At 74.0% G+C, this 22,178-nt stretch carries 22 protein-coding genes; 14 read left to right on the top strand and 8 right to left on the bottom strand.

Annotated features, from left to right (window positions below; genetic code table 11):
- The first annotated feature begins 67 nt into the window (after positions 1 to 67).
- On the top strand, positions 68 to 733 hold the full coding sequence (locus PZC42_RS09410; protein ID WP_277210359.1) for a site-specific integrase: 666 nt from the start codon (positions 68 to 70) through the stop codon (positions 731 to 733).
- Between the two features lie 50 nt (positions 734 to 783).
- Here PZC42_RS09410 and PZC42_RS09405 read toward each other — a convergent pair whose 3' ends face one another.
- Genes PZC42_RS09405 through PZC42_RS09375 form a run of 7 tightly spaced genes read right to left on the bottom strand, consistent with a single transcriptional unit; the run spans position 784 to position 6,767 of the window.
- Positions 784 to 1,452, bottom strand: coding sequence for a GNAT family N-acetyltransferase (locus tag PZC42_RS09405; RefSeq protein WP_277210357.1), 669 nt, complete (start codon positions 1,450 to 1,452; stop codon positions 784 to 786).
- 4 nt (positions 1,453 to 1,456) lie between these two features.
- Positions 1,457 to 2,014, bottom strand: coding sequence for a hypothetical protein (locus PZC42_RS09400; protein WP_277210355.1), 558 nt, complete (start codon positions 2,012 to 2,014; stop codon positions 1,457 to 1,459).
- Entirely contained in the window at positions 2,011 to 3,408 is a 1,398-nt protein-coding gene (locus PZC42_RS09395) for a DUF58 domain-containing protein (protein ID WP_277210353.1), read from the bottom strand. Before PZC42_RS09395 ends, PZC42_RS09400 begins: the two co-directional genes overlap by 4 nt.
- A complete protein-coding gene (locus PZC42_RS09390) occupies positions 3,405 to 4,388 on the bottom strand; it encodes an AAA family ATPase (protein WP_277210352.1) in 984 nt (327 codons plus the stop codon). The genes PZC42_RS09395 and PZC42_RS09390 overlap by 4 nt, the downstream gene beginning before the upstream one ends.
- Positions 4,385 to 4,864: a hypothetical protein gene (locus PZC42_RS09385; protein ID WP_277210350.1), complete on the bottom strand. Its 480-nt coding sequence runs from the start codon at positions 4,862 to 4,864 to the stop codon at positions 4,385 to 4,387. Before PZC42_RS09385 ends, PZC42_RS09390 begins: the two co-directional genes overlap by 4 nt.
- Positions 4,861 to 5,574: a DUF4129 domain-containing protein gene (locus tag PZC42_RS09380; protein ID WP_277210348.1), complete on the bottom strand. Its 714-nt coding sequence runs from the start codon at positions 5,572 to 5,574 to the stop codon at positions 4,861 to 4,863. Before PZC42_RS09380 ends, PZC42_RS09385 begins: the two co-directional genes overlap by 4 nt.
- Positions 5,571 to 6,767, bottom strand: coding sequence for a DUF3866 family protein (locus PZC42_RS09375; protein WP_277210346.1), 1,197 nt, complete (start codon positions 6,765 to 6,767; stop codon positions 5,571 to 5,573). Before PZC42_RS09375 ends, PZC42_RS09380 begins: the two co-directional genes overlap by 4 nt.
- 35 nt (positions 6,768 to 6,802) lie before the next feature.
- On the opposite strand from PZC42_RS09375, the gene PZC42_RS09370 reads away from it, so the two are divergent.
- From PZC42_RS09370 to PZC42_RS09325, 10 genes are all read left to right on the top strand, one after another.
- A complete protein-coding gene (locus tag PZC42_RS09370; RefSeq protein ID WP_277210344.1) occupies positions 6,803 to 7,831 on the top strand; it encodes a helix-turn-helix transcriptional regulator in 1,029 nt (342 codons plus the stop codon).
- A complete protein-coding gene (locus PZC42_RS09365) occupies positions 7,824 to 8,810 on the top strand; it encodes a helix-turn-helix transcriptional regulator (RefSeq protein ID WP_277210342.1) in 987 nt (328 codons plus the stop codon). Before PZC42_RS09370 ends, PZC42_RS09365 begins: the two co-directional genes overlap by 8 nt.
- A gap of 4 nt (positions 8,811 to 8,814) precedes the next feature.
- Positions 8,815 to 9,240: a hypothetical protein gene (locus PZC42_RS09360; RefSeq protein WP_277210340.1), complete on the top strand. Its 426-nt coding sequence runs from the start codon at positions 8,815 to 8,817 to the stop codon at positions 9,238 to 9,240.
- Positions 9,241 to 9,251: 11 nt separating this feature from the next.
- Positions 9,252 to 9,533 (top strand): twin-arginine translocase TatA/TatE family subunit, encoded by a 282-nt coding sequence (locus PZC42_RS09355; protein ID WP_277210760.1) that lies wholly within the window; start codon positions 9,252 to 9,254, stop codon positions 9,531 to 9,533.
- 10 nt (positions 9,534 to 9,543) lie between these two features.
- On the top strand, positions 9,544 to 10,317 hold the full coding sequence (gene tatC / locus PZC42_RS09350; protein WP_306574418.1) for a twin-arginine translocase subunit TatC: 774 nt from the start codon (positions 9,544 to 9,546) through the stop codon (positions 10,315 to 10,317).
- Entirely contained in the window at positions 10,314 to 11,342 is a 1,029-nt protein-coding gene (locus PZC42_RS09345) for a diacylglycerol/lipid kinase family protein (protein ID WP_277210338.1), read from the top strand. The genes tatC and PZC42_RS09345 overlap by 4 nt, the downstream gene beginning before the upstream one ends.
- A 51-nt stretch (positions 11,343 to 11,393) precedes the next feature.
- Complete coding sequence (locus tag PZC42_RS09340) at positions 11,394 to 14,270, top strand: DEAD/DEAH box helicase (protein ID WP_277210336.1); 2,877 nt, start codon at positions 11,394 to 11,396, stop codon at positions 14,268 to 14,270.
- A 63-nt stretch (positions 14,271 to 14,333) separates the two neighbouring features.
- Entirely contained in the window at positions 14,334 to 15,998 is a 1,665-nt protein-coding gene (locus PZC42_RS09335) for an amidohydrolase (RefSeq protein ID WP_277210334.1), read from the top strand.
- 13 nt (positions 15,999 to 16,011) lie between these two features.
- Complete coding sequence (gene lnt / locus PZC42_RS09330; protein ID WP_277210333.1) at positions 16,012 to 17,763, top strand: apolipoprotein N-acyltransferase; 1,752 nt, start codon at positions 16,012 to 16,014, stop codon at positions 17,761 to 17,763.
- Entirely contained in the window at positions 17,760 to 18,503 is a 744-nt protein-coding gene (locus tag PZC42_RS09325) for a polyprenol monophosphomannose synthase (RefSeq protein WP_277210331.1), read from the top strand. Before lnt ends, PZC42_RS09325 begins: the two co-directional genes overlap by 4 nt.
- A 105-nt stretch (positions 18,504 to 18,608) precedes the next feature.
- On the opposite strand, the gene PZC42_RS09320 is transcribed toward PZC42_RS09325, so the two are convergent.
- Positions 18,609 to 18,953: an RNA polymerase-binding protein RbpA gene (locus tag PZC42_RS09320; RefSeq protein ID WP_106269305.1), complete on the bottom strand. Its 345-nt coding sequence runs from the start codon at positions 18,951 to 18,953 to the stop codon at positions 18,609 to 18,611.
- Positions 18,954 to 19,260: 307 nt separating this feature from the next.
- Here PZC42_RS09320 and PZC42_RS09315 point away from each other — a divergent pair, with 307 nt between their 5' ends.
- The 3 genes from PZC42_RS09315 (at position 19,261) to galE (ending at position 22,151) form a co-directional block, all read left to right on the top strand.
- Entirely contained in the window at positions 19,261 to 20,421 is a 1,161-nt protein-coding gene (locus PZC42_RS09315) for an LLM class flavin-dependent oxidoreductase (protein ID WP_277210755.1), read from the top strand.
- Positions 20,418 to 21,059: an FMN reductase gene (locus PZC42_RS09310; RefSeq protein WP_277210327.1), complete on the top strand. Its 642-nt coding sequence runs from the start codon at positions 20,418 to 20,420 to the stop codon at positions 21,057 to 21,059. The genes PZC42_RS09315 and PZC42_RS09310 overlap by 4 nt, the downstream gene beginning before the upstream one ends.
- A 69-nt stretch (positions 21,060 to 21,128) precedes the next feature.
- Positions 21,129 to 22,151 (top strand): UDP-glucose 4-epimerase GalE, encoded by a 1,023-nt coding sequence (gene galE / locus PZC42_RS09305; RefSeq protein WP_277210325.1) that lies wholly within the window; start codon positions 21,129 to 21,131, stop codon positions 22,149 to 22,151.
- Positions 22,152 to 22,178: the final 27 nt, after the last annotated feature.

Raw genomic sequence — 22,178 nt, 5'->3', positions numbered from 1 at the left:
ACGAGAGTGGCGGACACACCGAGGGAGCGTCCCTCGGAATAGTGTGCCAAGCGCCACCATGGGTCCTGTGTCCGAGACCGAAGAGACCCCACCCGCACCCGCAAGCACCCGCTACCCGCGTCCGACCGTCTCCCTCGACGAGGCCGAGTGGGTCTGGCGCCAGCTCTCGGTGGAGGCGCTGCGCCCTGACGGCAAGCCGGAGATCGTCCGGCTCGCGGTCATCGCCGGCCTCACCCGTGCCACCGGTGCCCGCTACGGTGATCTGCTGCGCGTCCGCGCGGAGGACCTCGACCTCGGCGCGGACGGCGCGGGGCGCGGCCGCGTCGGCGGGGCGCGGGCCGCGGGGGAGGGGCATGTGCTCGTGCGCCACGGCAAGCACCGGACGCCGCGTCGGCACCGTGTGCCGCCCGAGGTCGTGGTGGTGCTGCGGCACTGGATGGTGGTGCGCACCGAGCTGGCGGCCGAGCTGGAGGGCTCCGTGCCGCGCGCGCTGCTCCTGACGGTCCACCACACGCACGACAACGGCACGACGGTCTCCAGCGGGCTGCCCATCACGCGGCAGGGGCTGGTGCTCTCGTGGCGGAGGTTCGTCCATCGCACGAACGCGCGCCACGGAGCGCTGCGGCCGCCCCTCCCGACGCGGTTCGAGCAGGTCCGTCGGGCCTGGACGGATGCCGGGCTGATCGATCCCGGCAACGCACTTCCTCCGGAAAATAGTGTGCCAAGCACCTAGAACAGCGCCGACCGCACCTGACGATCAAAACCCAGCCCAGAAGGGCGGGGTCAGCCCGTCGCGATCCCGAGGAGCGGGTTGGAAGGGGAGTGCGAGGGCAGCTCGACGAAGCCCAGCCTGTCGTAGAACGCGCGGGCTCCGGTGTTCGCCGGGTCGTAGCCCAGGTGCATCCCGGGCACGCCTCGGGCGGCGAGCGTGGCACGCACCGTGTCGATCAGCCGACGCCCCAGGCCGCGTCCCTGAGCCTCCGGCACCAGGTCGATGTGCAGGTGCGCCGGATGGGTCTCGAGCTCCCCGTTCCGCAGGCCACGGACCATGCGCTGCGGGTCGCGGCCGTCGCGCAGCAAGGCGTCCTCGGAGTACGCCGGTCGAGCGGGGGTGGCCGGGCCCGCCGTGGGATGCCGCGCGACGAAGCCCGGCGTCCACTCGCGCTCCCACCACGCGGCGAACTGCGCCGTGTCGGCCACCGCGATGATGTAGCCGAGCAGGTCTCCGTCGTCGACGGCCAGCGGCCCTCCGCCGTCCGTACCGTGCTCGACGACCACGAAGGCCAGGTCGGGGGAGTACTCGACGTACGGCAGCGCGTAGACCTCGGGCATGAGCGAGTCGTCGGAGTAGACGCCCCGGGCGTCGCCGCCACCGGCGGCCGTCCGGGCGCAGACCTCGGCAAGGGCCGCCCGGTCGGACGGGCGGTACGGGCGGATCTCGATGTCGGTCACCGGGTCATCGTGGCAGGAGCCACCAGGCGAGCGCGAGCAACGCAGCACCGCCGAGCAGCACCAGGCCTGCGACGGGGGTCCCGGTCGCGACCGACGCCAGACCGCCGATCGCGACCGTCGCGCCGACGACGGCGACGTCACGTCGACCGCTGCGCCACAGGGCAGCCGTCTCGACCCGCGAGCGGCGGCCGGCACGCTCGGCCCACCAGCCCAGGCGCACCGCCAGGTACGCCAGCGGGGCGAGCCAGAGCGCGGCAGGGTCGAAGGGGGCGGCCGGCGAGCCCAGCAGGAAGAGCCCGGCCACCAGCACCGCGAGGTGGCCCGTCGTCCGCCCGGGCCTCACGGCCGCCCATACCGTGAGGCCGATCGTGACCGCCACCACGACGCCGTCGACGAGACCGGAGCGCGACCCGGCTCCCGCGAGGAGCCCCGCCACGGCGAACGTGGCGCCGATCCGGAAGGTCCAGCCCGGCACGGCTCGACCGTGCTCGATGCGTACGGCGGGCAGCGGGCGTGCCGCCCGCCGCCGGCGCAGCTCGGCGATCTCTGCTGCGAGACTCATCGTGCCTCTCCTCGCGCCGACTCCGACCGCGGCCCGGCGCTGCGGTGACGTTCCGCAGCCTTCACGAGCGCCTCGAAGCGGGCCGACGCCTCAGAGCGAGCAGCGCCGGCCCAGGGAACGACGGGCACCCCCTCGGCCGCCATCTGCCGGAGCCGGTCGTCGCGCTCCATGCGGGTCACGCGCCACGCCAGGCGCAGGTGGACCTCGTGGACCGGGTGCACCACGGGCAGCGTGTCCACGACGACCACCCGGTGGCCGTGGTCGTGCCACGTGCGCACCATGCGCAACGACTCGTCGTCGAGGGCTGTCGTGAACAGGTACACGATCGCGTCCGCCGGCAGCCGGGGCGGGCGCAGGCGCCGGGCCGGGGTGCCGAGCGGGCTGCTCGTCGCCAGTCCGTGCAGCACACGGCGCAGCTGTCGCTGCCCCGCCGCCGGCGGCAGCGGGCGACGCCGGCGGCCGAGGTCCTCGAGACCGACCCGGTCGCCGGAACCGACGACGGCTCGCGCCACCGAGGCCGCGGCGTGCCGGGCCAGGTCCAACGAGGTCGGTTCGTCGACCCGCTGCGGGCCGTCGCCGCGCCACGTCCGCAGGTCCGGTCCGACCTCGTCCCGGGAGTCGATCACCAGGACCGTCGTGGCCTCCGCCGTCGCGTACGTCCGGCGGACGTACAGGTCGTCCAGATCGGGGGAGCGCCGCGCCGTCGTGCGCCAGTCGATCCGACGCAGCCGGTCGCCCGGCGTGAACAGGTGCACGTCGCGCAGCTCGTCGCCGTCGCCGAGCCGCCGCGACGTGTGCGGGCCGGTCAGCCCACGCAGGCGCGCAGGGAGCGGCACCCGCCCGAGCGGCATCGTGGCAGGCAGCACGAGCCGGTCCGGGGCTGCCGATCGTCCGACGTCCTCCGCCGTCGCGCCACCGGCACCGAAGCCGCGCAGGTCTACGACGAACGTGGGCTGCGGCCCGGTACGCACCGTCGCCATCGCCAGCCCGACCATGCCGGCGGTCGGTGCGAGGAAGACCTCCGTCGGCCGGTGGCCCGGTGCCGCGACCCGTGCGTGCAGGACGTCCGTGCCCGCAGGAGCGTCGATCTCGAGCATCGCCGTCAGCTCGCCCGGACGCGCGGGCTCGTCCGGCATCACCACGGTGTGCCGGGTCGCCCGGGTGGGCGCCTGCTCCGCCACGGCGCCCGGACGTCCGCTCCAGGCCGCACCGAGCAGCACCGGCACACCGACGAGGGCGACGTCGGGTCGCCCCGCCAGCAGACCGACGGTCAGCAGCACCACGGCGACGACGACGCCGGCGGTCCCGTGGGGCGTCCGACGCCACACGGGTTCGTCAGGACCTCGCAGGCCCCGCTCGCGGGCCGCCGACCTCTCGCTCGTGGTGAAGGTCACCGACCGGATCCCACGGTGGCCGGACCGGGCACCGACGCGAGCAGCTCGCCCACGACGTCCTCGGGACGCAGCGCCGCCGCCCATGCGGTCGGCGTGAGGGTCAGGCGGTGGGCGAGGACAGGGACCGCGACCCGCTTGACGTCCTCCGGCAGCAGATGGTCGCGACCGTCGAGCACGGCCACCGCACGCCCCATCAGGAGCAGGTTCTGGGACCCACGAGGAGACGCACCGACCTCCAGGGCGGAGTGGCCACGGGTCGCGGTGGCCAGGTCGACGCAGTAGCCCGCCACGTCGGGGTCGACCTGGGTGGCCTCCACGCCGGCCTGCATCGCCAGGACCGTCTCCGCGTCCACGACGCGGCGTACCGGTGCCGCCTCCTGGCGCCGGGCGACGCGGCGCAGCAGCACGTCGCGCTCCTGGTCACGGTCCGGGTACCCCATGGCGAGCCGCACCATGAAACGGTCGAGCTGCGCCTCGGGCAGCGGGTAGGTGCCCTCGTACTCGACGGGGTTGGACGTCGCGACGACGTGGAACGGTCGGGGGAGCTGCCGCGTCGTACCCTCGGCGGACACCTGCCGTTCCGCCATCGCCTCCAGGAGCGCCGACTGCGTCTTCGGCGCGGTGCGGTTGATCTCGTCCGCGAGGAACAGGCCGGTGAACACCGGTCCGGGACGGAAGACGAACTCGCGGGTGGCCGGGTCGAACACGCTCGAACCGGTGATGTCGCTGGGCAGCAGGTCGGGCGTGCACTGCAGGCGCGCGAAGTCGAGCCCGAGCGCGGTGGCCAAGGAGCGCGCGGCCAGGGTCTTGCCGAGCCCGGGGACGTCCTCGAACAGCACGTGCCCGCCGGCCAGCACGGCCGCGAGCGCCAGCTCGAGCGAGTCGCGCATGCCGACGACGGCGGTGCCGATCTCGTCGAGGATGGCGCGTCCGTGCTCGGCGACGGTGTCGACGGGCAGCGGGGTGGCGGGGTGGTTCATGCGGGTGGCCTTCCGGGTCGCGGGGCGTCGGGCGGGATGCGTTCGAGGGCGTCGAGCCAGTGGTGCAGGGTGCGGGGGATGGGTGGTCGGCGGGAGCGGATCTGGTCGACGACGTCGGGGCCGAGGAGGGCCGCGGCGGCGTCCCGGTGGCGGGGGTCGGCGAGGTCGATGCCGTGGTGTGCGAGTCGGTGGCCGGCGATGGCGGAGACGCGACGGGTGACACGGGCGGAGACGCGTCCGTCCCGGGTGAGGGCTGCCCACCCGAGGTCGGTGACGTCGTGGCGTGCGCCGTGGCGTCGTTCGGTGGGTGGGTCGGGCCAGGGCGACTCGGCCCCGCGGTCGAGGGCCTGCCAGGTGTGCCAGGCGGTGAGGGCGCCTCCGGGCAGGAGGAGTGCGTGGACGGGGTCGAGGGTGCCGGTGGTGGCGAGCAGGACGGCGGCCAGGAGCGCGACGACAGTGGGCAGGTGGCGCGTCATGGCCTGGACCTGCTGACGTCGAGGCTGGCGGCGATGCGGGTCAGTGCGTCGCGGGCGGTGGCGACGTCGTCGTCGCCGGTGGGGTGGGTGGTGAACCGAGCGCGCTGGTAAAGGGCGCGCAGGGTGGCGACGTGGGCAGGTGGGGCCGGGGTGGCGTCCAGGACGTCCTGGGTGAACTCGGTCGGGGTCTGGGCGGGGTGGCGCGTGGTGCCGTGCTCGGCGGCCGCGTCCTCGAGGGCCACCCAGGCGGCGACGACGGCGTCCCCGGGGCTGGCGGCGCCGTCGAGGTGCGCGAGGGCGCGGGTGACGGCGTCGGCGAGCTCGGGCAGGGGGACGGTGGGGGCGGCGGCCGTGGTGAGCTCGGCGCCGGTGTCGAGGGTGTCGGGTTCGGGCGGGTCGGCGTGCGTGTCCCGCAGGGCGGCGAGGACCTTGCGACCGGCTGTCCACAGCAGGAGGAGGGCGGCCACGAGCGCCAGCAGGAGCAGGATCGTCAGGAGCGTGTCGTCGGTCTCGCGCGGCGCGGGTTCTGAGGCGGGTGCGGGGGGCGGTGACGGGGTCTCGGCCGGTTCGGGTGGTCGGCCCAGCGCGATCTCGAGGAGCGGGGCGGGCAGGGTCAGGTGCCAGGGGGTGGTGGTGGCGGCGCCGAGCACCACGAGGCTGGTGAGGGTGAGCAGGACGGCGGGGTGGGTGCGCAGCTCGCGTGGTGTCATGCCAGGAGGTCTCGGGCGTGCTGGCCGGCGACGGCCGCGGTGACGAACGCCGCGGGGTCGGCGTCGAGGGCGCGGCCCATGGTGGACAGGCGCACGGGGCAGCGCCGCAGCACGTCGAGGATCTCGGTGGTGGCGGGCACGTCGACGAGCCGGTGCCGTTCGGCGAGGGTCGCGGCCTGGTCGTGGAGGCGCCGCGTCAGAGCGGCGCCCCAGGCGGGCCGGTCCTGCAGCGCGGTGTCGGGGTGGGGGACGACGACGTCGGCGCGGGCGAGCGCGACACGCCCGTAGGCGGTCAGCGAGTGGTGCGAGACGCCGAGGTGCCGGTCGCGCGCGTCGGCCCCGGAGACCCGCAGTGAGGCGACAGGGCTGCCGGCGAGGGTGGCGGCGGCGTTGACGACCTCGCCGGCGGTCACGCCGGAGAAGCCCCACCGGGTGCCGGTGCCGAGGTTGCCGGGGCCCTGGGCGGCCACGACGAGGTCGGCGCCGGCGACGTGGCGGGCGGCGAGCAGGCCGCTGTGCACGCTGACGGCCTCGTAGTCCCCGCCGAACGCCTGACCGACGGTGATCGTCGCCGCGAGCCAGCCGGTCTCGCGCAGCGTGGCGGCGGTGCGCGAGAACGCGGCGGGCAGCGCGCCGCCGTCGGTCATGAGGTAGACGACCCGTGGTGGTGCGTCTCCGGCGAGCGCCGCGGCGTGGCGGGCGCCGGCGACGATGGCCGGGACCGCCGAGTGCAGGTCGGCGACGACGACGGGCATCGCGTCCAGGTCGTCGGCGTCGCGCAGCACGGCGTGGTGATCCGACTCCTGCTCGTCGACACCGAGCACCATCGCCTGCAGCGGCGTGTACCGGGCCTTGACAAGGTGCCCGGGTCCGGGGGCCGGGTCGGGCGGCACGGCGCGGGGGTCGGCCGGGGCGACGACGAGGGCGTACCCGCCGGTCCCGAGACCACGGGCCAGCGCGGAGACGTTCAGCGCGAGCCGGTCGCCGAGGTCGGGTTCGCCCACCAGCGACGTGTACGCGAGGGCGCGGACCTCGGTGACGCCGGTACCGCCGTCGGGGGCGGGCAGCGGTTCGCCGAGGCGGACCGTGAGCTCGCTGGCACCGGGCCAGGTGCGGCCGCGGGCGGTCACGGTGCCGGTGCGCCAGGTCACGTGGTCGGCGGGAGTTCGTCGGTGGTTCGGCCCTGTCGTCACCCGGGGAAGCGTACCTGGGGCTACCGTGGTGGCCGATGGCAGGTGACGACGCGGCGGGCGGCCCGCCGACCCGACCGGACGAGCGTCTGCTGAACCTCGTCATCGCCCTGGTGAACACCTCGGCGGCGATGACGAAGCAGCAGGTGCGTTCCGGCGTGCACGGATATGACGGGGCTCCGTCCACGGAGGCGTTCGAGCGGATGTTCGAGCGCGACAAGGACACGCTGCGTGCGCTCGGCGTGCCCATCGTGACCGTCGAGGGCTCGGGGCACAGCGAGGACGTCGGCTACCGGATCGACAACGAGGCGTACGCCCTGCCGCCGGTGGACCTGACCCCGGCAGAGCTCGGCGTGGTCGCGCTGGCGGCCCAGCTGTGGTCGGACAAGACGTTGCGCACGGACATGTCGCGTGCCATGACGAAGCTGGCGGCCGCCGGCGCCGCGGACGCCGCCGGGGACGCGGTCGCGGGGCTGACCCCGCGCCTGCGGGCCGCGGGGGACGCCTACGGACCGCTGCTGGAGGCCGTCTCGGAACGCCGCGTGGCCACGTTCCGCTACCGGGCGGCGAACACCGGCCAGGTGCGCACCCGCACGGTCGAGCCGTGGCGGATCGCGGCCCGCGGTGGCGGCTGGTACGTGGTGGGTCACGACCGTGACCGGGACGCCACCCGGGTCTTTCGGCTCTCGCGCATCGACGGACGGGTCCGGGTGGGGGCCGAGGCCGGGGCCTTCACCATCCCCGACCGTGTCGACGTCGACGCTGCCCTGGGGGCGGGCGTCGGGTCCGAGCGCACGGCGGTCCTCGCCGTCGTGCCCGAACGGGCGCCGGCGCTGCGGGCGCGCGCCGTCCAGACGGACGGCCCGGTACCGCGAGCGCCGCAGGGACGTGATGTCGTGACGGTGCCGTTCCGGTCGCTGACGGCTCAGGCGGACGAGGTCGCCGGGTACGGCGTGGCAGTGCTGGTCCTGGCACCGGACGAGCTGCGCGCCGAGGTGCGCCGCCGGCTGACGGCGGCGGCCGCGCTCGACGGTGGCGCGCACGGGACGGCGGGCCGTGATGGCTGAGCGGGCGGACGACCGGCTGGTGCGGCTGCTGGGGATCGTGGCCTACCTGGACGGTGCCGGGCCCGTGGGCGTCGACGAGCTCGCCCGGCAGTTCAGGGTGACGGCGGAGCGCATCCGTCAGGACATCGACGCGCTGTGGGTCTCCGGCACGCCGGGCTACATGCCGGACGACCTGATCGACTTCGACGCCTACTCCCTGGAGGAGGGCGTCGTCTCGCTGACCCAGAGCAGGGGGCTGACCCGCCCGTTGCGGCTGGGCACCCGGGAAGCGGTGGCGCTGGTGGCGGCGCTGCGGGCGATGCACACCACCCCGGCCGTCCAGGCCGACGCAGAGCGGGCGGCGGTCGTCGCCTCGGCCCTGGACAAGCTGACCGCGGCCACGGGCGAGGCGGCCAACGCGGTGGACGTGCGTCTCGGTGGCCAGGGCGACGCGCGGGTGCTCGGCACCTTGACGCAGGCCGTGTCGGCGGGGCGAAGGGTGCGGCTGCGGTACGTGGACGCGGCGGACGTCACCAGCGAGCGCGACGTCGACCCGGTACGTCTGGTCACCCAGGACGACGCGACCTACCTGGTGGGCTGGTGCTACCGCGCGGAGGGGCGGCGCACGTTCCGGGTGGACCGGGTGCTGGACGCCACCCTCACGCCCGACCCGGTCCGTGCCCACGACCTGGACGGTGACGTCGACATCTTCGCCCAGGTGGCGGCCGACGCCGGGCAGTCCGCCCGGGTGGCGGTGCTGCGGCTGGCGTCGGCCGCCCGCTGGGTGGCCGAGGAGGTGCCGGTCGAGTCGGTCACCGACCTGCCCGACGGCTCGTTCGAGGTACGGCTGCGGGTGACGAACCCTGCCTGGCTGCGCCGACTGCTGCTCACCAACGCCCCCGACGTGCTCGCCGTCGGACCACCGGACGTGGCCGCGGACGTGGCCGGTGCCGCCCGCGACGCGCTCGCCGCCTACGCCGACGTCCCAGGGCTAGGCTGAGCCCATGTGGGGTGGGGTGTGGACGGTGCTCGTGCTGTGCGCCCTGGTGTTCCTGGGCTGGATCGTCTGGGGTGTGGTGAGCGCCGGGTTGCGGCTGATGCGTGAGGCCGGTGAGGCGGGCCAGACGTTCGGCGCGGCCTCGCAGCGCGTCTCCGACGCTGTCGCGCAGGCTGAGGCGGCCCGCGCCGACACCTCACCGACGATGTTCGACCCGCCAGCGGAGCTGCATGCGCGCGTGCAGCGACGCCGGGAGGTGCGACGCGGCCGCCGCGACGATCGTCGCGGCCGGCAGGCGGCCACGTGGCAGGTGTGGCGCACGAGCAGCTGGCTGGAGCGGCGCCAGTCCCGCGGGCGTTCCGCAGCACCGCCGCGTGTGCCTAAACTGGAGACGCGCCGGGACGTGGCGCGCACCGAGAGCCTTGGGAGCTGAAGTCCGTGAGCATGTTCCGTAACCCCGCCGTCATCATCGCGCTCATCCTGCTCATCGTGCTGCTGTTCGGCTCCAAGCGCCTTCCGGACGTCGCCAAGAGCATCGGGTCCTCCTTGAAGATCTTCAAGAAGGAGGTCAAGGAGCTGCGTGACGACGACGAGCCGGCCGAGGGCGCCACCGGGACGGCAGCCCCCACGAGCCCCGGCACGACCGGACCGGCCACGGCCTCTGCGTCGACCCCCGCCGGCACGACCGACCAGGCTCCGGCCGCGGGCGACCCCAAGAACCTCTGAGAGGCCACGCATGCCTGGATCCCCCCGGGACCCCGAGGGGCGCATGCCGCTGCGCGACCACCTCATCGAGGTGCGCAAGCGCGTCGTGCGCATCGCGCTCGGCCTGTTCGCCGGCGCAGTGCTGGGCTGGATCCTGTACAGCCCGCTGCTGGCCGCGCTCGTCCAACCCCTGACCGAGGCGTCCGAACGCCGCGGCGCACTGATCGGCCTGAACTTCGACGGTGTGGCGACCGCGATCGACATGCAGGTCAAGGTCTCGCTGTTCCTCGGTGTCCTGGTCTCCAGCCCGTGGTGGCTCTACCAGGTCTTCGCGTTCATCAACCCGGGCCTGACCCGCACCGAACGTCGCTACGTCTACGGGTTCCTCGTGGCTGCTGTCCCGATGTTCCTCGCGGGGGCAGGACTGGCCTGGTACGTCCTGCCGTACGTGGTCGAGGTCCTCAACGACTTCGTCCCCGAGGGCAGCTCCAACCTCGTCGGAGCCCAGCTCTACCTGAGCTTCGTCATGCGCCTCATCCTGGCCTGCGGCATCGCGTTCCTCGTCCCGGTGTTCATGGTGGTGCTCAACCTCATGGGCACCGTGCGTGCCCGCACATGGCTCGCCGGCTGGCGCTGGGCGATCCTCATCTCGTTCGTGTTCTCCGCGATCGTCACCCCGACCATGGACGTGCTGAGCATGTTCGCGATCGCCGGCCCCATCTGCGCCCTGTACTTCATCGCCACCGGCATCTGCTTCCTGCACGACCGCCGTGCCGACCGGCGTCGCGTCGCACCGACCGGGTGACCACCTCCGAGCCCGGCGGCAGGCGCCGCCTGGGCGTCGCGATCAACCCCACCGCCGGTGCTGGACGTGGCGAGCGTGCCGGGCGCCAGGTCCTGCAGCGGTTGCGCGCCTGCGGCCACGACGTACGCGACCTGTCCGGCGCCAACCTGGACGAGGCCACTCACCGCGCCCGCACCGCGGTGGCCCGCGGCGAGGTGGACGCCCTCGTCGTCGTCGGAGGCGACGGCATGATCCATCTCGGGGTCCAGGCGGTCGCCGCGACCGGTACGGCGCTCGGGGTCGTGGCCGTCGGATCCGGGAACGACTTCGCGACCTGCCTCGGCCTGCCCGTGCGCGACCCCGACTCCGCCTGCACCGCGCTGCTCACAGCCCTCGCCGCCGGCGGCGTTCGCCGGGTCGACGCCATCCGCGTCTCCTCCCCGGGCCGCCCCGACCAGTGGGTGGCCGGCGCCGTGTCCGGGGGACTCGACGCGGCCGTCAACGCCCGCGCCAACGCCATGAGCCGGCCCCGCGGCTCCGTCCGGTACACCGTGGCCGCCCTGGCCGAGATCGTCGCCTTCCGCGCCTGGGCGTACACGCTGCACTTCGAGGGTGTCACCGACGACGGCGGCCTGCCGCTCGCCCTCGCCGGCGACGGCTCGTCCGGCCGCACGTGGACCGGCCGGGCCGCCATGGTCACCGCCGCCAACACCGACCGCATCGGCGGCGGCATCCGTGTCACGCCGCACGCGGTGGTCGACGACGGCCTGCTTGACGTGCTCGTCGCACCGGTGCTCACCCGGGCCGGTGCCGCCACGATCTTCCCCCTGATGTTCACCGGTCGGCACGTCCGACGCCGCGACGTGCACGTGCTGCGGGCCCGCGCCGTCACGATCGCCCCGGCGTCGGACCGCCTGCCAGACCTGCCGGCGGGTACCTCCGCGCTGCCCGAGGCCCACGGCGACGGCGAACGCCTCGGCCCGCTGCCCGTTACGGCCCGCGCCGCCGCCGGCGCGTTGCGCGTCCTGGCCGCAACGCCGCGCTGACGCCCCACCGCTGCGCGAGAACGGTGCCCGACGCGCCGTAGGCTGGCGACCATGACGGCCGACCTCAGCCCCGCCGAGCGGTACGCCGCCGCCCGGGCCCGTTCCGCCCGCGACAAGGCCGACGCGACCGGAGAGCTGGGCCGTTTCCGCACCCTGCTCGACTTCGAGCTGGACCCGTTCCAGGCCGACGCGTGTGCCGCCCTCGAGGAGGGCCGTGGCGTGCTGGTCGCCGCCCCGACCGGCGCCGGCAAGACCGTGGTGGGAGAGTTCGCCGTGCACCTGGCACTGGCCTCGGGGGCCAAGGCGTTCTACACCACGCCCATCAAGGCGCTGAGCAACCAGAAGTTCGGTGACCTGGCCCGACGGCACGGCGCGCAGAACGTCGGCCTGCTGACCGGGGACACCTCGATCAACGCGGACGCCCCCGTGGTCGTCATGACCACCGAGGTGCTGCGCAACATGCTCTACGCGGGATCGACCGCGCTCGACGGCCTGGCCTACGTCGTCATGGACGAGGTGCACTATCTCGCCGACCGGTTCCGAGGACCGGTCTGGGAAGAGGTGATCATCCACCTGCCCGACCACGTCCAGCTCGTCTCGCTGTCGGCGACCGTGTCCAACGCCGAGGAGTTCGGCGACTGGCTGGCCACCGTGCGCGGCGACACCGCCGTCGTCGTCAGCGAGCGCCGGCCCGTCCCGCTGTGGCAGCACGTCATCACCGCCCCGACGGAGCCGCGCGGCGTGCCGCGCCTGTTCGACCTGTACGCCGGGCACGTCGACCCCACCGACCCGGGGACCAACCCGCCGATCGACCCCGACCTGGCGCGGCTGTTCCGTACCCACGGACGGTCCGACGGCGGGCCGCGTCGCGGGGGTCGCGGGCGCGGTGACCGGGGCTACCGCGGGCGCGGGGGAGCGCGTCCCGGGGGCGGCAAGGACGGCGCTGTGCCGCAACGCCACACGCCGCGGCGCTTCGGTGTCGTGGAGGCCCTCGACGCCGACGCCCTGCTGCCGGCGATCTACTTCATCTTCTCCCGGGCAGGGTGCGAGGGTGCGGTCGAGCAGTGCCTCGGCGCCGGCCTGCGCCTGACCGACGCGGAGGAGGAGGCCGAGATCCGTCGCGTCATCGACGAGCGCACGGTCACGATCCCGCCCGAGGACCTGGAGGTGCTCGGGTTCTGGTCGTGGCAGCACGCGTTGTGCCGAGGCATCGCGGCGCACCACGCCGGGCTGCTGCCGGTGTTCAAGGAGACGGTCGAGGAGCTGTTCGCCCGCGGGCTGGTCAAGGTGGTCTTCGCCACCGAGACCCTCGCGCTGGGCATCAACATGCCCGCACGCTCGGTCGTGCTGGAGAAGCTCGTCAAGTGGGACGGCACGGCCCACCAGCCGGTCACGCCGGGGGAGTACACCCAGCTCACCGGCCGTGCCGGCCGGCGCGGCATCGACGTCGAGGGGCACGCCGTCGTGGTCGACCACCTGGGCCTCGACCCGGTGGCGCTGGCCGGGCTGGCCTCGCGTCGCCTCTACCCCCTGCGGTCGAGCTTTCGCCCCACCTACAACATGGCGGTCAACCTGGTCGGCCAGGTCGGCGCGGAGCGCGCGCGCGAGGTGCTGGAGACGAGCTTCGCCCAGTTCCAGGCCGACCGCGGCGTGGTTGGCCTGGCCAAGCAGGCGCAGTCGCACGCGGAGGCCCTGGAGGGCTACGAGCAGGCGATGACCTGCGAGCGCGGCGACTTCGCGCAGTACATGTCGCTGCGCCGGGCGCTGAGCGACCGGGAGAAGGAGCTGTCGCGAGCCGAGCAGGGCGCGCGGCGCGCCGATGCCGTGGCCTCCCTGGAGAAGCTGCGCCGTGGCGACGTCGTCGAGGTCCCCTCGGGCCGCCGTCGAGGCTACGTCGTGGTGCTGGACCCAGGCCTCGGCGAGGGCGGCTTCGACGGCCCGCGCCCGACGGTCCTGACCCAGGAGAAGCAGGTCAAGAAGCTCACGCTGGCCGACGTGCCGGGCGGGGTGCGGACCGTGAGCAGGGTCAAGATCCCCTCGGGGTTCAACCCGCGCCGCCCGGAGTCGCGCCGCGACCTGGCCTCCTCCCTGCGCAACGCCCTGGGTGCCTTCTCCGACGACGGTGCCAGCGGGCGCGCACCGGGAGGCGCGCGGCCCGGGCGACGCGGCGACGCGGCCTCCGACGCGCGCGTGCAGCGGCTGCGCACCGAGCTGCGTGAGCACCCGTGCCACTCCTGCCCCGAACGGGAGGATCACGCTCGCTGGGCACAGCGCGCCGACAAGCTGCGCCGCGAGCACGCCACGCTCGTGCGCCGCATCGAGGGGCGCACCGGATCCATCGCCCGCACGTTCGACCGCACCTGCGTCGTGCTGCGCGAGCTCGGCTACCTGGGCATTGACGACTCCGGCGCCCTGCAGGTGACCGACTCCGGACGCTGGCTGCGCCGACTGTACGCCGAGGACGACCTGCTGCTGGCCGAGTGCCTGCGCCAGGGCACCTGGGACACCCTGCACCCCGCCGAGCTCGCCGCGGCCGTCTCGGCGGTGGTCTACTCCGGCCGCCGCGACGAGGCCGGCGAGCCGTACCTGCCGGGCGGCCCCCAGGGCCGCCTCGCCACCGCGCTGGACGCCACCGCCCAGGTGTGGTCCCGGATCACCTCGCTCGAGGCCACCCACCACCTGGAGGCCACCGGCCCGCTGGACACGGGCCTGGCGGGCGCCGTGCACCGCTGGGCGTCGGGCAAGAGCCTGGACGCGGTGCTGCGCGGCACCGACGTCGCCGCGGGGGACTTCGTGCGCTGGTGCAAGCAGGTCGTCGACGTCCTCGACCAGCTCGCCTCCGCAGCACCGAGGCCTGCGCTGCGCGCCTCGGCACGCAAGGCTCAGGACGCGGTGCTGCGTGGTGTGGTCGCCTACTCCAGCCTGTGATCGTGCCGGTCAGGTGCACCGGGCCGCGACAGCCGGGCGTCCCGGTGCTCTAGGCTTTCGGCCGTGACCTCCACCCTGTACCGCAACGGCGTCGTCCACTCCGCCGCGGACCCGTTCGCCGAGGCGATCCTCGTCGACGACGGCGTCGTGGCATGGCTCGGCGCCGAGGACACCGCAGCCGGGCTGGCCGCTCGCGCCGACCACGTGGTCGACCTCGACGGTGCGCTGGTGACCCCTGGGTTCGTCGACGCCCACGTGCACACCCTCGAGACGGGGCTCGCCCTCGAGGCCGTCGACCTGAGCCCCGCTGCTGTCGGTGACCTGCCGGCCGCGCTGGAGGCGCTGGCGGCCGGTGCACGGCGTCTCGAGGCCGCCGACCCCGGCGGCAGCGAGGTGCTGCTCGCCAACGGCTGGGACGAGCACGCCTGGCCCGCCGGCCGGGCCCCGTACCTGAGCGAGCTCGACGCCGCCACCGGTGGCCGTCCCACGATCGCGGTGCGCGTCGACGGCCACACCACGCTGGTCTCGTCGTCCTTCGCCGCCGCGACGGGCCTCGACCGGGACCCGTCCTGGGACGGCTCCGGACTCCTCACCGGCGAGGCGTCCGTGCGAGCACGTGCCGCCCACGAGGTCAGCCCCGCGCGGCGCTCGCGCGCCTACCGGCAGGCGTTGCGTGCGGCGGCCTCCCGCGGCATCGTGTCGGTGCACGAGATGAGCGCCCCGCACGTCGACACCCGTGCTGGCCTGACCGAGCTGATGACCCTGGCCGCCGACCCCGGCGAGCCGCTGCCGCACGTCGTCGCCTATCGCGGTGAGCTGTGCGGGTCGGCCGAGGACGCGCGCACCCTGCAGGCCGAGATGCCGTTCCTCACCGGTCTCGGTGGCGACCTGACCGTCGACGGGACGATCGGCTCACGCACCGCCGCCATGCGTTCGGCCTACGCGGACCTCCCGTTCCCGGCCCCGTCCGGCACCTCCACCAACGGCCGGCTGTACCTCTCGGCCGACCAGATCGCCGCTCACCTGGTCGCCTGTTCCGAGGCCGGGCTGCAGGGCAGCTTCCACGTCATCGGCGACCGCGCCATGGACGAGCTCGTGCACGGCCTCGAGACGGCCGCCGGACTGGCCGACGCCGGGTTGCTGCGCGCGGGGCACCATCGCGTCGAGCACGCCATGCTCGTCGACGCCGGCGCCTTGGCAGCACTCCTGCTGTACGGCATGGCCCTGTCGATCCAGCCCGCCTTCGACACCACCTGGGGCGGGCCGGAGGGGATGTACGCCACCCGTCTGGGTGGCCCGCGCGCCTCGAGCCTGTCACCGTTCGCCGACCTCGCCGGTGCCGGGGTACCGCTGGCCTTCGGCTCCGACTCCCCGGTGACCCCCCTGGACCCCTGGCAGGCCGTGCGCGGTGCGATCAGCCACGCCGACCCCTCGCAACGGATCAGTGCCCGTGCCGCGTTCCGCGCGCACTCCCGCGGAGGGTGGCGACTGGCAGGACTCGACCACACCGGTGCGGGCGAGCTCCGCGTCGGGGCGCCCGCGCACCTGGCCGTCTGGCGTGCCGACCGGCTCACCGTCCAGGCCGCCCCCGGCCGGCTGTCCCAGTGGAACCCTGAGGCACGCTCCGGCCAGCCGCTGCTGCCCGACCTGTCACCCGACGCACCAACACCGCAGTGCCTGCGCACCGTGCGCGACGGCGTCGTGCTGTTCGACGCGATCGACGCCTGAACCGGTGACGACCATGACACGCCCCGCCACCCCCGCCGACCCGGCGCCCGCGCGCGCGGTGCACACCGCAGGTTGGACCTCGCGCCCGATGACCCTCCTGCTGGCCGTCGCCTCCGGCGGCTGCCTGTGGGCCGCCTTCCCCGACGTCGAGGCCTGGCCCCTGGCGTTCGTCGCGGTCGGGCTGCTGTACGCGGCGCTGCGTCGCGACGGTCGCCGCGCGGCGGCGTGGAACGCCCTGGTCGGGTTCGTCGCGATGCTGACCTTCTGGCTCCCGCACATCTGGTGGGCGAACTACGCCACCGACACCGTCCCGTGGCTGGCCCTGTCCATCCTGCAGGCGGGCTTCGGCGCGCTGCTCGGTGCGTTGTGGACCTGGGCACGGCGGGTGCCGTGGGCGCGTCCGGTGGGCGGCACGGGGCCGACCCGGTCGACGGCACGAGCCATCGGGCACGCCGCCACGTTCGCCGTGGTGCTCGTCGCCGTCGAGCAGTGGCGTGCGGAGGTGCCCTTCGGGGGCTTCCCGTGGGGCCGCCTGGCCTGGACCATGGTCGACGCCCCGACCGGGCGGGCCGCCTGGCTGGGCGGCACCACCCTCGTCTCGCTGCTCGTCGCCTTCGCCGGCGTCCTGGCCGCTCTGGCCGTGGGGCGTGCCCTCGCCGTGCTGCGCGCCCACGCAGCGGCGTCGTCCCGCGCTCGCGCCCTGCTGCCCGCGGCCGTCCTCCTCGGCGCGGCGGCCCTGGTCATGCTCTGGCCCGCGCTGCTGCCGCTGCCGTCCGGGCCGCAGCCGCCGGACTCGGTCGCGACCTCCGACCTGGGCGATGCCGTCGTGGACGCCGACGTCGCCACGCACGAGACCGACGGGCCCGTCCTGCTCGCCGGCGCGGTGCAGGGCAACGTCACCGAACCAGGCCTGGGATCCTTCGCGAACCGGGCCGAGGTGCTGAACAACCACCTCGACGGGACGTACGCGCTGGCCGGCCGCGGCGAGGACCTCGACGTCGTGCTCTGGCCGGAGAACGGCTCCGACCTGGACCCGCAGGAGGCGCGCGACGTGGCCGACGCGCTCGACGCCGCCGCCACCGCCGTCGACGCACCGATCCTCGTGGGTGCCCAGGAGTATCCCGCCACGGGTGGGCGCTACAACGTCTCGCTGCTGTGGCAGGCCGGCCAGGGAGTCACCGGCAGGTACGCCAAGCAGCACCCCGCGCCGTTCGGCGAGTACATCCCGCTGCGCAGCTTCGTCCGGGTCTTCTCCGACCAGGTCGACCGCGTCACGAACGACATGCTGCCCGGGACCGAGCCCGCCGTGGTGGAGCTGACGCGCGACGACGGCTCGACCGTGCCGATGGCGACCATCATCTGCTTCGAGGTCGCCTACGACGAGATCGTCCGTGACGCCGTGGCCCGTGGTGCCCAGCTCATCGTCGTCCCGACCAACAACGCCTCGTTCGGCGACACCGCCGAGTCGACCCAGCAGCTCGCCATGACACGGATGCAGGCGATCTCCACCGGCCGTGCCGCCGTGCAGGTCTCCACCGTCGGGGTCTCCGGGGTCGTCACCCCGGACGGGTCGCTGGTGGCCACGACCGAGCTGTTCACGGCCGACCAGCTCGTCGCCGCGCTGCCGCTGCGCACCACGCTGACGCCGGCCGTGCAGGCGGGCTACTGGCCGGGCTGGGTCGTCAGCGCGCTCGGCGTCGCGCTGGCCGCTACGGGCCTGGTTGCCGCGGTCCGCGAGCGCCGAGGCTCCCGGGATGGTCGATGAGGACGCTGGTGATCGTGCCGACGTACGACGAGCGGGAGTCGTTGCCGGTGCTGCTCGACCAGGTGCGGGCCTGCGCACCCGACGTCGACGTCCTGGTGGTGGACGACGCGTCCCCGGACGGCACCGGTGAGCTCGCCGAGCGCATCGCCGCCGACGACGACCGGGTGCACGTGCTGCACCGTGCAGGCAAGGGCGGTCTCGGGGCGGCATACGTCGCCGGGTTCGGCTGGGGGCTGGAGCGTGGGTACGAGGTGCTGTGCGAGATGGACGCGGACGGCTCGCACCGACCCGAGGAGCTCGTGCGGCTGCTCGACCGGCTGGCGGCCGACGACGAGCCGGACCTGGTGATCGGGTCTCGTTGGGTGCCTGGTGGCCGGGTCGTCAACTGGCCGTGGCACCGGATGCTGCTCTCGCGGGCCGGCAACACCTATGTCCGCGGGGCGCTCGGCATTGGCGTGCGGGACGCCACGGGCGGGTACCGGGCCTTTCGCGCGAGGACGCTGCAGGCGGTCGACCTGGCGGCGGTCGAGTCGCACGGGTACTGCTTCCAGGTGGACATGACCTGGCGGGTGCTGCGTGGCGGGGGAGCGGTGGCGGAGGTGCCGATCACGTTCGTCGAACGGACGGCCGGGGTCTCGAAGATGTCGCGGTCGATCGTCGCCGAGGCTCTGACGAAGGTGACGCTGTGGGGCGTGCGGCACCGATGGTCCCAGCTGCGCGGCCGGTCGGGCCGGTCTTGAGGGGTACCTGGAGCCCGTACGCACGAAAGGCCGCCTCCCGTGCGGGAGACGGCCTCGGCGCGGGCCGGGCTCAGGCGGTTCGTGGTCCTGCCCGAGCCTGGTGAATCAGGCGGAGCGGCGCAGCTTGCCGGCGCGCAGCAGCTCCAGGCGCTCGTCGAGCAGCTCTTCGAGCTCGGAGACGGAACGACGCTCGAGCAGCATGTCCCAGTGGGTGCGCTGCGGCTTGGTCGGCTTGGCCTCGGGGCGCTCCGCGTCACGCAGCAGCGCCTCGCCACCGCACTGGCACTCCCACAGCGGGGGGACCTCGGCCTCGGTGGAGAACGGCAGGATGATGGTGTGGCCGTTGGGGCAGTCGTAGTGAGCCTGGAACCGCGGGGCGAAGTCCACGCCCTCGTCGGACTCCATGCTCTTGCTGCCGATGCTCATGCCGCGCAGGGAGCGGTCGGGCATGTCGTCCTCCACAGGTCGATGGGTTAGGGGCCTTGTTCTCCAACGCCCGCCTGACGGTGGTTGTTCCGCGCGTGCGTGAAGAACCGGTGAAGCGTACCGGCTCGTACCGGTCGATGCCCGGTGCAGGTCAAGGCTGGCCAGCGCGGGCCCGGCACGCAAGTCGAGAACGGCTCCAGGGTGACGGTTGTGGGTGACGTCACGCCCTCGGGCGTCGCGAGCGCGGCCTCGTCGGGAACAATCGTGGACAGGGGCAGGTTGAGCCCCTCGATACATGCAAACGCATGAACCTGCGATCCTGGGAGTCATCGTGCAGTTCGGCATCTTCTCCGTCTCCGACGTCACGCCCGACCCGACGACCGGCCGGACGCCCGACGACACCGAGCGTGTGCGGTCCATGCTGACCATCGCCCAGCACGCCGACGCCGCCGGCCTGGACGTCTTCGCCACGGGTGAGCACCACAACCCGCCGTTCGTCGCGTCCAGCCCGACGACGATGCTCGGCTATCTGGCCGGGGTGACCAAGAACATCACGCTGTCCACCGCGACGACGCTCATCACCACCAACGACCCGGTGCGCCTGGCCGAGGAGTACGCGATGCTCCAGGTGATCTCCGAGGGACGCATGGACCTGATGATGGGGCGCGGCAACACCGGCCCGGTCTACCCCTGGTTCGGCCAGGACATCCGCAACGGCATCCCGCTGGCGGTCGAGAACTACGCCCTGCTGCGCCGGCTGTGGACCGAGGACGTCGTGGACTGGGAGGGCACGTTCCGCACGCCGCTGCAGGGCTTCACCGCCACGCCGCGCCCGCTCGACGGCATCCCTCCGTTCGTCTGGCACGGCTCGATCCGCTCGCCCGAGATCGCCGAGCAGGCCGCGTACTACGGCGACGGGTTCCTGCACAACAACATCTTCTGGCCGATGCACCACACCCGCCAGATGGTCCGGTTCTACCGCCAGCGCTACGAGCACCACGGCCACGGGCGCGCCGACCAGGCGATCGTCGGCCTCGGCGGGCAGGTCTTCCTGCACCGCAACAGCCAGGAGGCCGTCCGGCAGTTCCGTCCCTACTTCGACGTGGCGCCCGTCTACGGCCACGGCCCGTCGCTCGAGGACTTCTCCGCGCAGACGCCGCTGACCGTCGGCTCGCCGCAGCAGGTCATCGACCGGTACGCGTCGTTCGTCGACGACGTCGGCTACTACCAGCGCCAGATGTTCCTCATCGACCACGCGGGGCTGCCGCTGAAGACCGTCCTGGAGCAGATCGACCTGCTGGCCGGCGAGGTCGTGCCCGAGCTGCGCAAGATCGTCGAGGCCAAGCGCCCCGCCGCCGACGTCCCGCTGAACCCGCCCACGCACGCCGAGCGCGTCACCGCCGCACGGGCCGCCGGCCGGACCGCCGCGACCCACGTGGGCGACGGCGTCGACGACGTGACCGGAACTCTCGCCGAAGGAGCACGCGCATGAGCACCGACCGTCTGCTCACCGTGGTGACGGCAGGCCTGTCCCAGCCGTCCTCGACCCGGCTGCTGGCCGACCGGCTCGCCACCGCGACCACCGACGAGCTCCAGCTGGCCGGCCTGCCGGTCCGCGTCGAGGTCGTCGAGCTGCGCGACCACGCGCACGCGATCGTCGACGCGATGCTCACAGGCTTCGCCTCGGGCGACCTGGCCGAGGCGGTGCAGCACGTCGAGCAGGCCGACGGTCTGGTCGCGGTGACTCCGGTGTTCACCGCCAGCTACTCGGGACTGTTCAAGTCGTTCGCCGACATCCTCGACCCGGCCGCGCTGACGGGCGTCCCTGTGCTGCTCGGCGCGACCGGCGGCACCGAGCGTCACACCCTGGCGCTCGAGTACGCGCTGCGCCCGCTGCTGGCCTACCTGCACGCCGACGTGGTGCCCACGTCCGTGTTCGCCGCGACCGCCGACTGGGCGGGCGGCCCGGCCGACGGCGCGCGCGGTGACGGCAGCACCGGCGCGCTGGCGCAGCGCATCGCCCGCGCCGGCCGCGAGCTGGCCACCGCGATGGGCCGCCGGGAGCCGCGCGGGGAGCAGCCGGACCCGTTCGCCGACGCCCCGAGCTTCTCCGACCTGCTCGGCCGCTGAGCCGGAGGCAGCCGTCCGCGTGGTGATCTCTACCCGGGCCGATACCGCGGCCCGGGTACGCTCGGGCTCATGCGCGTTCTCGTCTCCGGCGGCGCCGGGTACATCGGCTCCCACACCGTCCTCTCCTTGGTCGCCTCCGGGCACGACGTCGTCGTGGTCGACGACTTCTCCAACGCCAAGCCCAGCGTGATCGGCCGGCTCGAGTCGCTGTCCGGGACGCACGTGCCGGTCCACGCGATCGACCTGACCGACGCCGACAAGACCGACCTGCTGTTCGCCCACGAACGCATCGACGCCGTGATCCACTTCGCCGGCCTGAAGGCGGTGGGGGAGTCGGTCGCCAAGCCGCTGGAGTACTACCGCAACAACATCGACTCCACACTGTCGCTGCTCGAGGCGATGCGGCGCCACGACGTGCACCGGCTCGTGTTCTCCTCCTCGGCCACGGTCTACGGCGAGCAGGCTCCTGTGCCGTACCACGAGGACTACGAGCACCTGTCGTCCTCCTCGCCCTACGGGCAGACGAAGGTCATGATCGAACGCATCATGTCCGACGTCGCCGCCGCGACCGACGGTCTGCGCATCGCCCTGCTGCGCTACTTCAACCCGGTCGGCGCGCACCCGTCGGGCCAGATCGGCGAGGACCCCCAGGGCATCCCGAACAACCTCATGCCGTTCATTGCCCAGGTCGCCGTCGGCCGGCGCGAGAAGCTGACGGTGTTCGGCGACGACTACCCGACCGTCGACGGCACCTGCGAGCGCGACTACCTGCACGTGGAGGATCTCGCCGCCGGGCACGTGGCCGCCCTGGAGCACCTGGACTCGATGGCCACCCCCGTGCGGGCGTTCAACCTCGGCACCGGCACCGGCACCTCGGTCCTGCAGATGCTGCGCGCCTTCGAGCGCGCGGTCGGGCGCGAGCTGCCCTACGAGGTCGGGCCGCGCCGGGCCGGCGACCTGCCCGCGTTCTGGGCCGACCCCACCCGCGCCCAGACCGAGCTGGGCTGGCGCGCCGAGAGGTCGATCGACGACATGTGCGCCGACACCTGGCGCTGGCAGTCGGCCAACCCCCAGGGCTTCCCGGACGCCTGACGCCGACCGCCCCGACCGGTTGCGCGA

This window comes from Isoptericola croceus (assembly GCF_029382255.1).
In the GTDB taxonomy this organism is placed as follows: domain Bacteria; phylum Actinomycetota; class Actinomycetes; order Actinomycetales; family Cellulomonadaceae; genus Isoptericola; species Isoptericola croceus.
The sequence above is the reverse complement of the archived record's forward strand: the minus strand, read 5'-3'. Positions and strand labels throughout refer to the sequence as shown.

Bases quoted from the DNA above. Each gene is read 5' to 3' on its own strand.
- PZC42_RS09325 (WP_277210331.1), top strand. From the start codon at position 17,760: ATGAGGACGCTGGTGATCGTGCCGACGTACGACGAGCGGGAGTCGTTG.
- PZC42_RS09365 (WP_277210342.1), top strand. From the start codon at position 7,824: ATGGCTGAGCGGGCGGACGACCGGCTGGTGCGGCTGCTGGGGATCGTG.
- lnt (WP_277210333.1), top strand. From the start codon at position 16,012: ATGACACGCCCCGCCACCCCCGCCGACCCGGCGCCCGCGCGCGCGGTG.
- PZC42_RS09360 (WP_277210340.1), top strand. From the start codon at position 8,815: ATGTGGGGTGGGGTGTGGACGGTGCTCGTGCTGTGCGCCCTGGTGTTC.
- PZC42_RS09385 (WP_277210350.1), bottom strand. From the start codon at position 4,864: ATGACGCGCCACCTGCCCACTGTCGTCGCGCTCCTGGCCGCCGTCCTG.
- tatC (WP_306574418.1), top strand. From the start codon at position 9,544: ATGCCTGGATCCCCCCGGGACCCCGAGGGGCGCATGCCGCTGCGCGAC.
- PZC42_RS09340 (WP_277210336.1), top strand. From the start codon at position 11,394: ATGACGGCCGACCTCAGCCCCGCCGAGCGGTACGCCGCCGCCCGGGCC.
- galE (WP_277210325.1), top strand. From the start codon at position 21,129: ATGCGCGTTCTCGTCTCCGGCGGCGCCGGGTACATCGGCTCCCACACC.
- PZC42_RS09310 (WP_277210327.1), top strand. From the start codon at position 20,418: ATGAGCACCGACCGTCTGCTCACCGTGGTGACGGCAGGCCTGTCCCAG.
- PZC42_RS09370 (WP_277210344.1), top strand. From the start codon at position 6,803: ATGGCAGGTGACGACGCGGCGGGCGGCCCGCCGACCCGACCGGACGAG.
- PZC42_RS09320 (WP_106269305.1), bottom strand. From the start codon at position 18,953: ATGCCCGACCGCTCCCTGCGCGGCATGAGCATCGGCAGCAAGAGCATG.
- PZC42_RS09380 (WP_277210348.1), bottom strand. From the start codon at position 5,574: ATGACACCACGCGAGCTGCGCACCCACCCCGCCGTCCTGCTCACCCTC.
- PZC42_RS09390 (WP_277210352.1), bottom strand. From the start codon at position 4,388: ATGAACCACCCCGCCACCCCGCTGCCCGTCGACACCGTCGCCGAGCAC.
- PZC42_RS09400 (WP_277210355.1), bottom strand. From the start codon at position 2,014: ATGAGTCTCGCAGCAGAGATCGCCGAGCTGCGCCGGCGGCGGGCGGCA.
- PZC42_RS09355 (WP_277210760.1), top strand. From the start codon at position 9,252: ATGTTCCGTAACCCCGCCGTCATCATCGCGCTCATCCTGCTCATCGTG.